Annotated in this window: 13 protein-coding genes; 12 read left to right on the top strand and 1 reads right to left on the bottom strand. The window is 71.4% G+C overall.

The annotated features are described in order from the left end of the window. Positions 1 to 201: 201 nt before the first annotated feature. The 6 genes from KF840_01305 (at position 202) to KF840_01280 (ending at position 8,247) form a co-directional block, all read left to right on the top strand. Positions 202 to 537 carry a hypothetical protein gene (locus KF840_01305; protein MBX3023525.1) on the top strand — a complete coding sequence of 112 codons (336 nt, stop codon included), beginning with the start codon at positions 202 to 204 and terminating at the stop codon, positions 535 to 537. Positions 538 to 1,551: 1,014 nt separating this feature from the next. Continuing rightward, on the top strand, positions 1,552 to 2,832 hold the full coding sequence (locus KF840_01300) for a hypothetical protein (GenBank protein MBX3023524.1): 1,281 nt from the start codon (positions 1,552 to 1,554) through the stop codon (positions 2,830 to 2,832). A gap of 287 nt (positions 2,833 to 3,119) precedes the next feature. Then, positions 3,120 to 5,561 carry a hypothetical protein gene (locus tag KF840_01295; GenBank protein MBX3023523.1) on the top strand — a complete coding sequence of 814 codons (2,442 nt, stop codon included), beginning with the start codon at positions 3,120 to 3,122 and terminating at the stop codon, positions 5,559 to 5,561. Between the two features lie 20 nt (positions 5,562 to 5,581). Beyond that, on the top strand, positions 5,582 to 6,037 hold the full coding sequence (locus tag KF840_01290; protein ID MBX3023522.1) for a hypothetical protein: 456 nt from the start codon (positions 5,582 to 5,584) through the stop codon (positions 6,035 to 6,037). A 30-nt stretch (positions 6,038 to 6,067) separates the two neighbouring features. Further along, positions 6,068 to 6,835: a prolipoprotein diacylglyceryl transferase gene (locus KF840_01285; protein MBX3023521.1), complete on the top strand. Its 768-nt coding sequence runs from the start codon at positions 6,068 to 6,070 to the stop codon at positions 6,833 to 6,835. Further along, positions 6,832 to 8,247 carry a sulfatase gene (locus KF840_01280; GenBank protein ID MBX3023520.1) on the top strand — a complete coding sequence of 472 codons (1,416 nt, stop codon included), beginning with the start codon at positions 6,832 to 6,834 and terminating at the stop codon, positions 8,245 to 8,247. The genes KF840_01285 and KF840_01280 overlap by 4 nt, the downstream gene beginning before the upstream one ends. 173 nt (positions 8,248 to 8,420) lie before the next feature. On the opposite strand, the gene KF840_01275 is transcribed toward KF840_01280, so the two are convergent. Continuing rightward, a complete protein-coding gene (locus KF840_01275) occupies positions 8,421 to 9,914 on the bottom strand; it encodes a PLP-dependent aminotransferase family protein (protein ID MBX3023519.1) in 1,494 nt (497 codons plus the stop codon). A gap of 187 nt (positions 9,915 to 10,101) precedes the next feature. Here KF840_01275 and KF840_01270 point away from each other — a divergent pair, with 187 nt between their 5' ends. The 6 genes from KF840_01270 to KF840_01245 all read left to right on the top strand — a co-directional run bounded on the left by KF840_01270 (position 10,102) and on the right by KF840_01245 (position 15,195). Further along, on the top strand, positions 10,102 to 10,542 hold the full coding sequence (locus KF840_01270) for a PaaI family thioesterase (GenBank protein MBX3023518.1): 441 nt from the start codon (positions 10,102 to 10,104) through the stop codon (positions 10,540 to 10,542). A gap of 13 nt (positions 10,543 to 10,555) precedes the next feature. Continuing rightward, on the top strand, positions 10,556 to 11,020 hold the full coding sequence (locus KF840_01265; protein ID MBX3023517.1) for a nuclear transport factor 2 family protein: 465 nt from the start codon (positions 10,556 to 10,558) through the stop codon (positions 11,018 to 11,020). Between the two features lie 10 nt (positions 11,021 to 11,030). Then, on the top strand, positions 11,031 to 13,214 hold the full coding sequence (locus tag KF840_01260) for a molybdopterin-dependent oxidoreductase (GenBank protein MBX3023516.1): 2,184 nt from the start codon (positions 11,031 to 11,033) through the stop codon (positions 13,212 to 13,214). After that, complete coding sequence (locus tag KF840_01255) at positions 13,211 to 13,627, top strand: nuclear transport factor 2 family protein (protein MBX3023515.1); 417 nt, start codon at positions 13,211 to 13,213, stop codon at positions 13,625 to 13,627. Before KF840_01260 ends, KF840_01255 begins: the two co-directional genes overlap by 4 nt. 156 nt (positions 13,628 to 13,783) lie before the next feature. After that, positions 13,784 to 14,089, top strand: coding sequence for a hypothetical protein (locus tag KF840_01250; protein MBX3023514.1), 306 nt, complete (start codon positions 13,784 to 13,786; stop codon positions 14,087 to 14,089). Next, on the top strand, positions 14,089 to 15,195 hold the full coding sequence (locus KF840_01245) for a radical SAM protein (protein MBX3023513.1): 1,107 nt from the start codon (positions 14,089 to 14,091) through the stop codon (positions 15,193 to 15,195). Before KF840_01250 ends, KF840_01245 begins: the two co-directional genes overlap by 1 nt. Positions 15,196 to 15,428: the final 233 nt, after the last annotated feature.

Genomic DNA, 15,428 nt, shown 5'->3' with positions numbered 1-15,428 from the left:
CCACCCTATGGAAGCCCTATCGGCGGACCGAGATGGGTAGATCCCGACGAAAGTAACCCATATCAAACAATACCTGGCATCGCATGTAGCGATCGGGATGTCATGCTTACCTGGATCGAAAACACCGGCCCAAGCTCTCCCCGGAATCGGGTCCGAGCGCGGCTATTTGGCGATGATGGGGCCATCCGTGGTGAGGTCAGTGTGGCGATCGACCACATCTGCGACACCGATGGTGCCGGCGTGACCCGGCTGGGCAGTGCGGATTGGCTCGTTGGTTGGACCGATTGCCACCGATCCGTCGACTGCGACGTCTTCGCCCAGCGCTACACCTTCGACCGGACCGGCAAGTGCGCCGGCGATTGCAATCAGGACGGGCAGGTCTCGATCGATGAACTTGTGTCGGCCACCATCGGGGCGCTGAATGAGCGGCCCACTCTCGTCCGGGAGTGTCTGGCCGCAGATGTGAACGTCGATTACCTGATCACCATCGACGAGCTCGTGCTCGCCGTCAGCCGCGCATTGGGGGGATGTCCATGAATCACCACGTCGCACTGCGGCCACGAGGAACGGGGTTCGATGGTGTGGATTCGCCGCTCTTGGACCACCTGCGGTGGCGTGTGGGGCAATGTAATGCGCGTGGAGGGCGCCGCTCCGTTGGCGCCCGTTGAAACGACCGACGGAGGCCCTTTCAACAAGCGCCGACGGAGCGGCGCCCTCCACGGCATCGTATTGAAACGGCCTCGCCGGATCCGAGGTTCGTCGTAGCGGCGCGCACGCAATTACGTTGAACGGTCTTCGCCAGGCGAGGTTTCTCGCCTGCGGCGCCCGCCATGGCGATCGTTTCGCGACGCCGCAGATCGGAGGAAAGGTTCCTCGGGAGCGGCGCCCGCCACGCTGCGGATGGTCCGGGCCAGGCGCGCGATGCCGGCGGCGATGTCGCGACGGCTCCTCGGCGACGCCGCGCTCGCGGGGGCCAGGAACTTCGGGGATTCCGCGTCGCTGGTCGGTATTCCATGCGGGCGTGGCCACTGACTGCAGCGCATGCATTCAACGCACACGCGGCCCATGCATCGTCATGTAAATAAAACTACACACTTGACAGGAAAGATGAATGCGCGCGATAGCTGCCGCGCCCTCGACGTGAATTGGCGGATGAGCAGCGACAGAATGATAGTATCAACTCATCTAGAAGTCACACAGCGACGCCACCCTGTCGTGGACGAACCTTCCGGTCGGTCGAGGCGTGCGAACAGCCGCGGGGGGGGGCGTAGGGCTGCTGGCGCGGCTTCAGGCCCGAGCAGCGACCATCATCGGCCACGCTCCGTGCGGCTCGCACCGCACCGGGTAAGACGGCCGCAGGGGCCGTGCCGCGGTTGCATGGCAGTGGCGGGACCGCTCGAATCGCACTGGGAGGGCAACTGCATGGCTCGGTGTGATCGGCAGGGGTTGTGGGCGCGCGTCGCCGTAGTCGCCGCCCTGGTGCTCTGTCTGGGCGCGGAGACCGCGGCGGCGGCGCTGGCGCGGCGCGGCGGGGAGTTCCAGCTCAACAGCGTGACCGAGGGCGACCAGCAGCTCCGGCAACTGGTGGCGATGCCGGACGGCGGCTTCGTCGTGCTCTTCCAGAACCCCGGCGGCGTCGCGGTGCGGCGCTTCGACGGCAACGCCGAGCCGCTCGGTCCGGATGTGCAGGTGAACGCCATGCACGGCGGCATCAACCCGGTGGCGCGCGCCGCCGTCTCCCCGGACGGCACGCTGCTGGTGGTGTGGATGGCGCTGATCCAACCGCGCGGCTTTCCCGAGCCGGTCACCGGCATCGTCGGCCAGCGGCTCGACGCCAGCCTGCAGCCGATCGGCCCGCTGCTGAGCATCTCGCAACGGCCGTACCCGATCGGCAGCGAGCCCTCGGTGGCGGCGATCGGCACCGGGCAGTTCGTGGTCGCCTGGCAGGACGACACGCCGCAGTTTCCCCGCGGTCGGGTGCGCCTGGTGGGTCCGGAGGGCCCCGGCGCCTCGGTGCCGATCACCGCCGGAACGCAGTATTTCTTCGTTCCCACGCCGACGGAGCCGAGCGGCACCTACGTCGTCGCGTGGTACGAGCCCTGGTACGCCGAGGTCCGTGCGCAGCAATTCCGCGGCGTCGAGCCGACCGGCCCGTCGCACAAGGTGAACTCCGTCATCACCCTGTTTTTTCAGGGACCGGTGCTGTGTACGCAGCCGAGCGGGCAGATCGCGGTAGCCTGGGCGACCGACGGCGACGACCTTGAAGAGTCGAGACCGGTGATCTTGGAGCGTGTTGATCGCGAAGGCAGCCCGAGCGGCACGGCGTTCTGGGTCGATCCCGAAGAAGGGAGTCCGTACCAATATGTGCCGAACGTCGCCTGCAGCGACGGCGAGGTCATGGTCACCTGGATGGAGGATAGCGGCCCCGACACCCCGCGGCCGCGAATGCGCGCGCGCCTGTTCGACGTCGACGATACGTTTCGGGGTGAACTGAGCATCGCCATCGATAGCCTCGGCGATGCGTACGGCGCCGGCGTGACCCGGATGGCCAATGGCGATTGGCTCATTGCCTGGACCGATTGTCATCGATCGCAGGACTGCGAGGTTTACGGGCAGCGCTACACGGTCGAGCGCACCGGCGAGTGTGCGGGGGACTGCAACGGGGATCGGCGGGTGTCGATCGATGAGCTGGTGTCCGCCACCGGCGGCGCGCTGAACGGGAGACCCAGCGTCGTCCGTGAATGTCTGGCCGCTGATGGGAACGTCGATTACCTGATCACGATCGACGAGCTGGTGCGCGCCGTCAGCCGCGCATTGGGGGGATGTCCATGAGTTGCCACGTCGCACTGCTTCCGCGAGGAGCGGGGTTCGATGGTTTGGATTCGCCGCTGCGGCCAATATGGGCGGTCGTTCTGGCTACAGCCGCGAACGCCGTCTTCGCAGCGGCGAGCTTCGGCCAGACGCCAACGCCCACGCCGTGGTGTAACCCAGCGCCCACGCTGTTGCCGCGCTGCGGAGTGCCAACCACGACGTCGACGGATTCGATTTCCTGCTCCGCATTGGATACCTACACCTTCCAATCAAGCCGGCGTGTGCTCATCTCGCCGAGTGCGAATTGCGTGTCGCAGGTGAAGGTGATCGGAGCCAACCTGACGAACGTCGTCATCGAAGGCACAGGCGATTTCGGCGTTGCGATTGCGCCGAAGTCAAATAGTGATAACGCGCAGGATCTATTCGATATTTCCGGCACGAACGTCGCGATCAAGAACATTCGGATCGTAGCCAAATTCGACGGAACTCCAGTCGGCGCGACCACTCCGACGCCCAACCCCATACGCTTCAATCAGCCGGTTGTGATCAGAAGCACGGCGCAGAACGTCACGCTTGAGAGGGTGGCTATCTCTCGATCGGCGACCGCAGGCATCACGATCGGGGGAACCAATTTCTGTGCTCGCGATGCAGCGGTGATGGATGCTGGTGGCCAGTTTAATTCTAGTAACGGAATCTCTGTCGCGGCTACTGCTGCGGGCTCCCTGGATCTCCGCGGCGTGACCGTCATGAATAACGCCGCGGATGGATTTCGGGTCGTGAATCCTGCCCCGGTGTCACTGGACCGGATCCAATTCCTCAACTCCAATGCGACTGGAAACAAAGGCCACGGCTACAATGTCGGCGGACCGCTCGTCGAGGTGCTGTGCTCGCAGGCCGTGGACAACGGGCCCAATTTGCGCGGGACGCCGACGCCAGGAACGCCGACGCCGACACCGAAGCCCGATCAGGGGAACGGAATAATCATGTGGGGTGTCGGCGCGACGCCGTCGCGGACCGCGGTGCGTTCGACGTTGCAGGTCGAGAACTCCGTCCTGCACAAGAATGCGCGGTACGGCATCAACGCCGGAGACGCGGCGCAGAATACGCAGGGCAACATTCTGAACAACACCTTCGTCGACAACGACGGCAAGAAAAAGCGGCAGATCTACCAGGGGCGGATCATGAACGTGTACAACTCCGTCGTGAAGGCCTCCGGTGGGCCGCTGCTGGTGGACGCGACGACGCGCCACTGCGGCTACAACCTCTCGACCGGCGGCGACGGCTGTAGCAAGTCGACCGGACAGGTCAACAAGATGCCGACCTTCCTCGATGCGTCGTTGATCCTGGCGCCGAACAGCGCCGGGGTGAACGCGGCGGTTCCGCCGGCGACGCCCGCAGCCTTGCACGGCTTTTCGGTGCGGGTGGCGCAGTCGCAGGATGCGAACGGCGAGCCGCGGCCGCGCGCCGGTGCTCCGGGGACCGGCTACGACATGGGGGCGTATCAGGCGGTGACGCAGACGCTGACGCCGACGATCACCGGCACGGCGACGGCGACCGGCACGCGGACGAGCACGCGTACCAATACGCCGACGCCGGTCTTGACCTTCACGCGGACGCGCACGCCGACGGTGACGCGAACGCCGACGCCGTATCCGACGCCGTGCGGCGCCACCTGCGTCGGCGACTGCAACTGCGACCAGGACGTCGCCATCAACGAGCTGCTGGTCGGCGTCAACATCGCGCTCGGCCTCGCGCCGCTCGAGGCATGTCCGGCGTTCGACGTGGTGGACCGGCGCGCCCGGCCAATGCCGGACGGCGAGGTGGCGATCAACGAGCTCATCCGCGGCGTGCAATCGGCGCTCATGGGGTGCGCCGGCGCCGCCGCCATCGCGCACGTGGGGGAACAGGGGCCGGTGACGCTCAAGATCGGATCGGCGGCCGGCAACCCCGGCGACACCATCCGCTTCACCATCGACTACGTGGGCGGCGCCGCGCAGCCCGCCGGGGTGAGCCTCGACCTGATCTACCAGTCGCTGGCGATGACCCTGCCGCAGTGCACGGCGGCTCCGGCGCTCGCCGCCAAGGGCATGCGCCTGAGCAGCAGCACGCCGTATGACGGCAACCTCTTCGGCCTCAAGGCCGAGCGCCTGGTGCTCTCGGATCTGGCGCCGGGCGGCGGCATGGGCGACTTGCACTGCCCGTGCCCGGTGGCGCCCGATGGCGCGCTGGCGGTCTGCACGGCGCAGATCCTGAACGACGCGATCACCGGCCGGCACATGATCGACACCTTCAACCCGGTGATCAGCGATATCTACGGCGACACCTTCGAGGCCCTGGTGGAGGGCGGAAGCCTGGGAGTGAATGCCGGCGGCGGCGACGGGGCGAGCTTCGTCAGCCAGAGCGTGCCGACCGACATGATCGCCGGCGCGGACTACGAGGTGTGGGTGCGGATGCAGAACACCGGCGGGACGGTGTGGATGGCCGACACGCTGCCGCGCTTCGCGCTCGGGGCGGTGAACGACGTCGACAACACGACCTGGGGCCTGAACCGCGTCGAGCTGCCGCCCGCGGGGGTCGCGCCCGGGGAGCAGGTGACGTTCAGCTTCACGGTGACGGCGCCGTCGCCGGCCGACACCTACAACTTCCAATGGCGGATGCTGAAGGAAGATGGCGACACGACGACGTACTTCGGCGCCGCCAGCACCAACGTGCCGGTGACGGTGGTCTGCGGCGATTGCGGTTGCCCGTGAGTGGGAGGGAGGACACGACCATGCGCATGTACATCGCGACCGCGATGCTGGTCTCGGCGCTCGCCCTCGGCGGGTCGCCCAGCTCGGGCGTGGAGGCGGACGCGGCGGCCGTTGCCGCGCCGATGTCGGGCACCCTGGCGCTCACCGCCAGGGCGCTCGATGACGGCGCCGGCGCCGGGGCGCAGCGGCTGCAGATCAGCGCCCAGGGGGTGACGGGCACCGTGCGGGTCGCCGGCGTGCCGCTGCAGGCGGACCGCCTGGGCACCGTCGATTGGCACCTCGACGGTTCGACGCTGGCCGGCACGGTGGCGAGCCCGAGCGGTGGCCCGGCGCTGGCGTCCTTCACCGGCACGGTCACCGCGGATGGGATGGCGGGCACGTTCACGACGCTGCACGGCAAGAGCGGGACCTGGGCCTGGGAAGGCCCGGTGCCACAGGGCGCGGCTGCGGCAGCCGGCGCCGCAGGCGGCGACTGAGAGCGCATGGTCGTGGACGGGTGAGCCGCGATGCACCCCATGCTCGCGGGCGTGCGGGCGTACCCGATCTTTCTCGTCGCCGGCACGCTGGTCGGGACCACGGTCGCGATCCTGTGCGCTCGCCGGGCGCGGCTCGCGATGCGCCCGTTCCTCGCCGCGCTGTTCGTCCTGACCATCGCGGCGCCGCTCGGCGCCAAGCTGTACGGCCTGATCGAGCGGCCGGGCATCCTGGCGCCGATCGGGACCGAAGTGTTCGCCGGTTACCGTTTTCCCGGCGCGGTGATCGCGGTCGCCATCACCCTCTGGGCGCTCGGCCGCTGGGGACGCATCTCGGCCGGCGCACTGGCCGACGTCATCGCGCCGTCCTTCGGTTTCTCGATGGCGATCGCCCGCATCGGCTGCCTGCTCGCCGGCTGCTGCGCTGGCCATCCCTCGACGCTGCCGTGGGCGATCGCGTTCCCGGCCCGTTCGCAGCTCTGGTGGGCGCAGGTGCGCGCCGACCTGGTGCCGCGCACGGCTACGGCCACGCTGCCCGTGCACCCGCTGCAGGTGTACTTCGCGTTGCTCGCCCTCGGGCTCGGCTGTCTGGCGCTGTGGCTGCAGCGGCACAAGCGGTACGACGGGCAGGTGTTCCTCCTCTACATGGCGGCGTACGGGACCGGGCAGTTCCTGCTGGAGTTTCTGCGCTTCACGCCGCTGCCCCACGTCCAGTACATGGCGCTGGTCGTGGCGCTCGGCGCCGCGGCGCTGCTGGTCGCGCGCGGCGCCGTCCCGGCACGGCGCGGAGCGCTGGCGTGAGCGCGCGCCGGCGCGATGTCCTCCTGCTGGTGGTCGACTCGCTGCGCGCCGCGTCGCTCGGCGGCCATGGGCCTGGGCGTCCCACCACCCCGTTCCTCGATCGGCTCGGCGAGCAGGCGCTGTGGTTCCGGCGCGCCTACGCGAGCGAGTGCTGGACGCTGCCGAGCCACCTCAGCATGTTCACCGGACGGCTCCCCTCGGAGCACGGCGCGCATTTCCAAACCATGGCGTACAGGAATCCGTCGCCGACCATAGCCGAACGCCTGGCTGCGGTCGGCTATCGGACGGCCCTGGTGACGCGGAACTTCGTCTTCGATGGCGCGATCCCCGGCGTGACGCGCGGATTTCAGATCCGCGAGCGCCCCATCGCGAGCTCCTCCCGCGCCGATCTGGCCGCGATGTTCCTCGCCCTCGCCAAGCCGCGGGTGCGCCGGCACATTCAGCGCACCGGCTTCTTCCATCCCCGGCACGCCGCCGGCCGCGATTTCGTGCGCGCCTTCGCGCGCACCCTCATGCCGGCCGACGACCTCGCGCTGGCGCGCGTGCTCGACCTGATCACCGCCCAGCGGCGCGCCGGGCAGCGCGTCTTCATCTGCTGCAATCTGTACGACGTGCACGCGCCGTACGCCCCCCAGCCGCACTCGCTGTTGCGGCCGTGGCGCTCGCCGGCCGCCGTGTGGGAGAACCTGTCGGTTCCGTTCCATCTCGCGGCTCTCGGCCAGCACGCGTACCTGCGCGAGGGGGCGCAGGTGAGGCCGCGCACGGGCGTGGTCCTGCGCGGTCGCTATCACCGCGCCATCGAGCTGATGGATCGCAAGCTCGCGGCGTTCTTCGCGGCCGCCGGCCGGCTGCTCGATGACACGGTCGTGATCCTGACCAGCGACCACGGCGAAGCCTTCGGCGAGCACGGGCTCTACCTGCACGATGCGTCGGTGTACGACACCCATCTGCACGTGCCGCTCTGGATCCGGCACCCCGATCGCGGCGCGGCGTCGATCGACGACATCGTCAGCACCCGCGACCTCTTCGGCGTGCTGCTGGCGAGCGCCGGCGAACGGCGATGGAGCGACACGCTGCTGGACGCGGGCCATCGAGCGGCGCACCCGTTCGCGGTGGCCGAGCACTTTCACTACCCGCGGCTGGCCGGGATGGCGGAGCGGTATCGGCAGAACCTGCTGGCGGTGATCACGGCGGACGACAAGCTCGTGGTCCGTGGGGAGGGACCGCTGCGTTTCGACCGCAGCCGCGATCGCGACGAGCAGCATCCGCAGCCCATTTCCTTCGACGAATGCACGGCGCGGATTGGTCGCGCCGCCGGATCGGCGGCGGCGACCGACGCGGTGCTGGCCGACGTGCGCGCGTGGTGCGGCCGGTTCGCCTCGCGCAGCATCGCGCTGCAGCCGGCGGCGTAGTCCCCTGCGGTGGCATCGGCGCGCCGCGCTGCCTCTCGCAGCATCGCGGCTGTCCCTCGAAGCGACAGTGCCCGGCACGCGCTCGAGCTGGCATGGCGAGCACATCGGGCGGTGCTCGTGCAGCAACTCGCCACGCAGCGATTCAGTGACCGGTCGCCTGTCGCAGCGCCAGATCAAGCGGGCGATCCGTCGCCCCACCGGCGATGGGCGATGAGGCGCGCCAGGCGCTCGACGCCGAGGCGGATGTCGCGTTCGTCCAGCGCCGCGTAGCCGAGCAGCAGGCCGGCGCGCGCCGGCGGCGTGGCGTAGAAGGGGGACACGGAGTAGATGCCGACGCCGACCTCGGCCGCGGCGCGGGCGAGGGCCCCGATCCGGGTCGCCGGCACGTCGCGCAGCCAGACGACGAGATGCATGCCGGCATTGGCGCCGGCCACTTCGACGGCGTCGCCCAGCTCGCGCTCGAGCGCCGCCAGCAGGACGGCGCGCCGGGCGCCGAGGCGCGACCGCGAACGGCGCAGGTGGCGCTCGAAGTCGCCGCCGGCGATGAAGTCGGCGAGCGCGTCCTGCTCGAGGACCGGCGAGCCGCCGTCGGCGATCGCCTTGGCGCGGGTGAACGGTTCGACCAGCGCCGGCGGCAGCACCGCGTAGCCGATGCGCAGCGCCGGGAACATCACCTTCGAGCAGGTGGCGACGTAGAGCACGCGGCGCTGCTCGTCGAGCGCCTTCAGCGCCTCGAGCGGCCGGCCGGCGAAGCGGAACTCGCTGTCGTAGTCGTCCTCGATGACCCACGCGTCGGCCCGCGCCGCCCAGTCGAGCAGGGCGACGCGCCGGCCGTACGGCATCACGCCGCCGAGCGGATACTGGTGCGACGGGGTGGCATAGGCGAGACGCGCGGCGCGTCCACCGCGCGCCAACACGGCGGGGTCGAACCCCTCGCCGTCGACCGGCGCGAACACCAACTCGGCGCCGGCGGCGCGCAGGGCGTTGCGCGCGCCTTCGAAGCCCGGCTCCTCGACCACGGCGCGGTCGCCGCGGTCGAGCAGCACGCGGGCGGCGAGGTCGAGCGCCTGTTGGGAGCCGTTGACGATCAGCATCTCGTCCGGTTCGCAGGCGATGCCGCGCGCCCGCCGCAGGTAGCCGGCGAGGGCGGCGCGCAGCGCCGGCGAGCCCTGCCGATGGCCGTAGTCGTAGGCGCGCGGCGCGGCGCGGCGGGCGCGGCGGCCGAGACAGCGCTGCCAGGCGCGCAGCGGGAAATCGACCATCGACGGGGCGCCGTAGCGGAAGTCGTAGGGCAGCGCCGGCCGTTCGCTGCTGTAGCCGCTGAACAGCGGCCGCCGTTGCGCCGCCGCGAGCGCCGCGCCGTACGCCGACAGCCGCGGCGCCGGCTGGTTCGCGCCGCGCGCCAGCGTCGTCCGGCGCGGCGCCGGCGCGGCCTGTACGTAGCTCCCGGAGCCGTGCCGGCCGGCGAGGTAGCCCTCGGCCGCCAGGTGCTCGAAGGCCAGCAACACCGTCGTCCGCGACACGCCGAGCTCGCCCGCCAGGGCGCGCGTCGCCGGCAGCCTGGCGCCCGGCGCCAGCGTGCCGTCCACGATCGCCGCCCGCAGCGCCCGATAGAGCTGCCGGAAGCGCGGACCCTCGCCGTCCAGGCGCAGCCAGAGGGAGTGCATGCGGTCGCCCGATCCACACCAGGGATGGCGCGGACGTCACCGATGAGACGCGGAGGGACTCGCGCACCGAGGCCCGAGACGCGCTCGGCTTCTGATCCGCGAAATCCGCGGAGGGGAAAGTGGCATCATCGAAAGAGCCAGAAGTGGATATTTCCAGGTGCCACTGCCGCTCGTACCATGCGCCGCCATGGAGCCACAACGGCTGGATGAGATCAGGAGCCTGGTCGAGACCTTCATCGTCGGCGCGCCGTACGCGCGGCGGCTCGGGGTGTGTCTCGAGGAGTTGGTCGAGCGGGATCGCGTGCGGGTGCGGTTGCCGTATGTCGAGGACAACACGACCATCGCCGACATGGTGCACGGCGGCGCGATCGCCTCGCTGGTCGACGTCGCCGCCACCGCCGCGTGCTGGGCGAGCCCGCGGGTCGAGCCCGGGGCGCGCGGCACGACCATCGGCTTCTCGATCAACTTCCTCGCCGCGGGTCGCGGACAGGACCTGGTCGCCACGGCGGCGGTGATCCAGCGCGGCGCCTCGATCGCGGTGTGCGACGTCGCCGTGCACGGGATCGACGGCACGCTGGCGGCGCGCGCCACCGTCACCTACAAGGTCGCGTCGGCGCCGGCGCGCTGAGCGGGGAAGCGCGATGTCCGATCGCAGACACCTGCGGGCGCTGGTCGAGGGCTACGCCCGCGCCAAGTGCCGGGCCGACGTCGACGGCGCGCTCGCCTTCTGCCACCCCGACTTCCAGCTCGAGACCGTCGGCTTCGGCCTCGCGTCGCGCGACCGAGCCGAGACCGCCGCGCACCTGCGCGCGTTCTTCCGGGTGTTCCCGGATTACGGCGTGACGGTGGACGAGATGACCTTCGCCGCGCGCGCCGTTGCCTGCTGGGGGACGGCGCGGATGACGATGCGCGGCGACCTGCCGGCCGTTCCGGCCAGCGGACGCACGGCATCGCTGCCGTTCGTCAGCACCTTTGCGGTCGCCGACGGTCTGCTCGTCGGCGAGCGCTTCTTCTTCGACCTCGCGACGCTGTGCGACCAGCTTGGCGTCTCGCTCGTCGCCGTCCGCGAGGCGCTCCACCTGTTGCGCGCCGCGCGCCCCGCCTGAGGAGGAAGCCATGCGCCGAACCGTCTTCCGCGCCTGCACGCTGTGCGAGGCCTCGTGCGGCCTCACGTTCGAGGTCGAGGGCGACCGCGTCGTCTCGGTGCGCCCCGACGACGACGACGTGCTCTCGCGCGGCTACGCCTGCCCGAAGGGCATCGCCAGCGCCGACGTCCACCACGATCCCGACCGCCTGCGCCAGCCGCTGATCCGGCAGCCGGACGGCTCGTTCCGGCCGGCGAGCTGGGAGGCCGCGCTGGCGCTGGTCGCCGAGCGGCTGCGCGCCGTGCGCGCGGCGCACGGCGCCGACGCGACCGCGGTCTACATCGGCAATCCCATCGTCCACAACCACGGCGCCCTGATGGTGCGCGCCGGCCTGCTGCGCGCCATCGGCTCGCGCAACTGCATGAGCGCCGGCTCGCAGGACACCAGCCCGCGCTTCGCGACCTCGTGGTACCTGTACGGCAGCTCGCTGTCGATTCCGATCCCCGACGTGGACCGGACGCAGTATCTGCTGGTGGTCGGCGCCAATCCGGTGGTCTCCAACGGCAGCTTCCTCAGCGCCCCCAACATGCGCGCCCGCCTGCGCGCCATCCGCGCCCGCGGCGGCCGGGTCGTGGTGGTGGACCCGCGGCGCAGCGAGACGGCGCGCGCCGCCGACGAGCACGTCGCCATCCGTCCCGGCGCCGACGCCATGCTGCTGCTCGCCATGGTGCAGGTGCTGGCGGCGCGCGGGCGCATCGACCGCGAGGCGCTGGCGCGCGCCAGCGTCGGCTGGGACGCGGTGGCGGCGGAGCTGCCGCGCTTCACGCCGCAACGGGTCGCGGCGCACGCCGGCGTCGACGCGGCGATCATCGAGCGCCTGGCCCTGGAGTTCGCCGGCGCGCCGTCGGCGGTCGCCTACTCGCGCGTCGGCGTCTGCAACAGCGCCTTCGGAACGCTCGCCACCTACGCCACCGACCTGCTCAACCTCGCCGCCGGCCGGCTGGGCGCCGCGGGCGGCGCGCTCTTCGCCAGCCCGGCGATCGACGTCGTCGAGCTGGTGCGCCTGATGGGCGGCGACGGTCACGGCCGCTGGCGCAGCCGCGTCCGCGGCCTGCCCGAGACGCTCGGCGATCTGCCGGCCTCGGTGCTGGCGGAGGAGATCGAGACGCCGGGGCCGGGCCAGGTACGGGCGCTGCTCTGCTACGCCGGCAACCCGGTGCTGTCGACACCCAACGGCCGGCGCGTCTCGGCGGCGCTGGCGCGGCTCGATTTCATGGTGGCGATCGACATCTACCTCAACGAGACGACGCGCCACGCGCACGTCATCCTGCCGCCCGCCTGGAGCCTCGGCGAGGAGCACGTCGACGTGATGTTCGCCAACTTCTTCGCCCGCAACGTCGCCCGCTGGTCGCCGGCGGTCTTCGCGCGCGGGCCCGAGGAGCGCGCCGACTGGGAGATCCTGCTCGAGATCGCCGAGCGCCTGGGCGGCGGCCCGACCGGACGGCCGTTCGTCGATCGCCTGTTCCGCCTCGGCAAGCGCCTCGGCCTCGGCTGGACGCCGGAACGGATGGCGGCGCTGGCGCTGCGCGGCGGCCGCCACGGCGACCGCTTCCTCCCCTGGCGGCGCGGGCTCAACCGGCGGCGGCTCGCGGCGGCGCCGCACGGCATCGATCTCGGGCCGCTGGAGACCGGCGCGGCGCGCCGCATCTTCCACGCCGATCGCCGCGTCCATCTCGACGCGCCACCGCTGCTCGGGGCGCTGCGCGACCTGGCGCGCCAGACCGCGGCACCGCCCCCGGCGGACGAGCTGCTGCTCATCGGCCGGCGCGAGATCCGCACCAACAACTCCTGGATGCACAACGTGCAGGCGATGGTCGCCGGGCGCGAGCGCTGCACGCTGCTCGTGCATCCCGACGACGCGCGCCGCGCCGGCGTCGCCGACGGCGAGCTGGCGCTGCTCGAGAGCCGCGTGCATTCGGGAGCCGTCGCGGTGCAGCTCAGCGACGACATGCGGCCGGGCGTCGTCAGCCTGCCGCACGGCTGGGGCCACGCCGACGCGGCGCCGTGGCAGTCCGTCGCGGGGCGCCGGCCGGGCGTGTCGGCGAACGACTGGACCGACGACCAGGTGGTCGAGGCCGTGGTCGGGCAATCGGTGCTGAACGGCGTTCCCGTCCGCCTGCACCGCCTGGGGGCGCAATCGGCGGCGGCGTCGTGAGCAGCGCCGAACTGGCGTTCGCGGAGCAGTTCGCCGCCGCTTGGGCGGCGCCGACGGCGGAGCGGCTGGTGGCGCTGCTCACCGACGACGTCGTGCTCTACCAGCCGCACCGGCCGCCGCTGCGCGGGCGGCCGGCCGCGCTGGCGGAGTTTCAGCGCCTGTTCCGCTGGTTGCCGGCGCTGCGCGGCGAGGTCCACCGCGCCGGCGGCGGCGACGGCGTGGTCTTCGTCGAGTGGACGATGCGCTTTCCGCTCGGCGGCTCGGTGGTGCGGATCCCCGCCGTCGATCGCTTCCTCCTCCGCGACGGCCTCGGTGCCGAGCGCACCGTCTACTTCGACCAACTGCCCCTGATCGCCGGCGTGCTGCGCCACCCGTCGGCGTGGCCGGGGTACGTCCGCTACCGCTTCCGGTGACTGGACGGCCGCGCTCGCGCGCCGGCGCCACGGCCGCAGGACGGCATCAGGGAAAGTCCCAACTGGGCGCCCCGCGCCGGCGGGTGTACGCGGCGGCCATCACGAGGATCGCCGCATGGGGCGTGCGGTCCGCAGCGTCAGTCACAGGAGGTTCGCATGGCAGCACGCGGAACGTCGGCGGCGCTCAAGGCCTTGCCAGTCGAAGCCAAGGCGGCGATCGCCAACAAGCTGGTCGGCACCAGCCTGGAGAATCTGGGCAAGGTGCGCGTCTTCCCGAAGGGGATCCCGTTCCCCGACGAGTGGGTGATCAGCGTCCTCCCCAGCTCGGCGGCGAGCGCCAAGCGCATCGTCGATGCGCTGACGGCGCGGCCCGGGCTCGGGCGCTTCGAGGTGTTCCCGTACGGGATCATCAATCCCGAGATCGGGCGCATCGACATCGGCATCGCGACCAAGGGCAAGTGATGGCGCGCGCGCACGCCGGGGTGGCCGGCGACGGGATCTTCCAGGTGCATCCGACCCGCCGCTGCAACCTGGCGTGCGCGCACTGCTACTCGGCCTCGTCACCACGCGAGCGCGACCAACTGGCGCCGGCGGCGGTGGCGGCGGCGATCGTCGACGCGGCGGCGCTCGGATTCGGCATCGTCTCGCTCTCCGGCGGCGAGCCGCTCCTCTACGACGGCCTCGACGAGATCCTCGCGGCCGCCGAACGGGTCGGCAGCCGGGTCAACCTGGTGAGCAACGGCGCCCTGATCGCGACCGCCCGCTACGCCCGCGCCGCCGGCCGCTTCGGCGTCGTGGCGCTCAGCCTCGACGGCCTGGCGGCGCGCCACGATCGCATTCGCGGCGCTCGCCACTCCTTCGCGCAGGTGCAGCGGGCGGCGGCGCTGCTGCGCGCCGCCGGGCAGCCGTTCGGCGTCATCCACACGCTGTGCGCCGAATCGCTGTCCGAGCTCGAGGACGTCGCCGCCCTGGCCAGCGAGTGGGGCGCGACGCTGTTGCAACTGCACCCCTTCGAGCCGGCGGGTCGCGGCGCCGCGGCGACGGCGATGACCGCGCTCGACGCGCAGCAGCGGCTCGACGCGCTGCTCCTCGCCGCGGTGCTCGGCGACGCCCATCCGCGCCTGCGTATCCAGCTCGACCTCGTGCATCGGCTGGTGGCCCGCCGCGCCCCGGCAGCGCTCCACGGCGCGCCCCTGCGGGCGCCGCAGGCGCCGCGCATCCTGGTGCTCGAGCCGGACGGCGTCGTCGTGCCGCTCACCTACGGGCTCGACCGCGCCTGGGCGGTGGTCGACATCGGCCGCCAGCGCCTTGCCGACGCGTGGCCGGACTTCGCCACCGGGCGCTGGCCACTGCTGCGCCGTCGACTGCGCCGCGCCTGCCTCGCCACGGCGCGCGGCCGCCACGGCGAGGTCGTCGACTGGCACGCTCTGGTGCGCCAGTACGCGCGCCCCGACGCCTGCTGGCCGTTCCCCGCCGCCGCGGCCGATGCCATGGACACCGCGCCGGATCCGCAAGGTCAGCCGAGCGCGCCGCCCTCGCGCAGCGCCGCGATCTGTTCCCAGTCGTAGCCGAGCTCGAGCAGCACCTCCTCGGTGTGCGGGGGGCCGTTGTTGGCAAGCGCAGCCGTAGAACCCGAACGCCCAATCGGGTCCCGCGCGGTGCGCTTTGACTGGCGCTGGACATGCGTGAGAAGGTCCCCGCGAAATGCGGGGCCCTGAGATTCTCGTACGTTCCTTGAGTGTGCCGGTTCCGATGGGCCGCTCAGCGGCCAACTGGCAGTACCATCCCCGCAGTGACCGCC

The sequence above is a fragment of the bacterium genome (assembly GCA_019637795.1).
In the GTDB taxonomy this organism is placed as follows: domain Bacteria; phylum Desulfobacterota; class Binatia; order HRBIN30; family CADEER01; genus JAHBUY01.
This window is presented reverse-complemented; position numbering and strand designations above follow the sequence as displayed.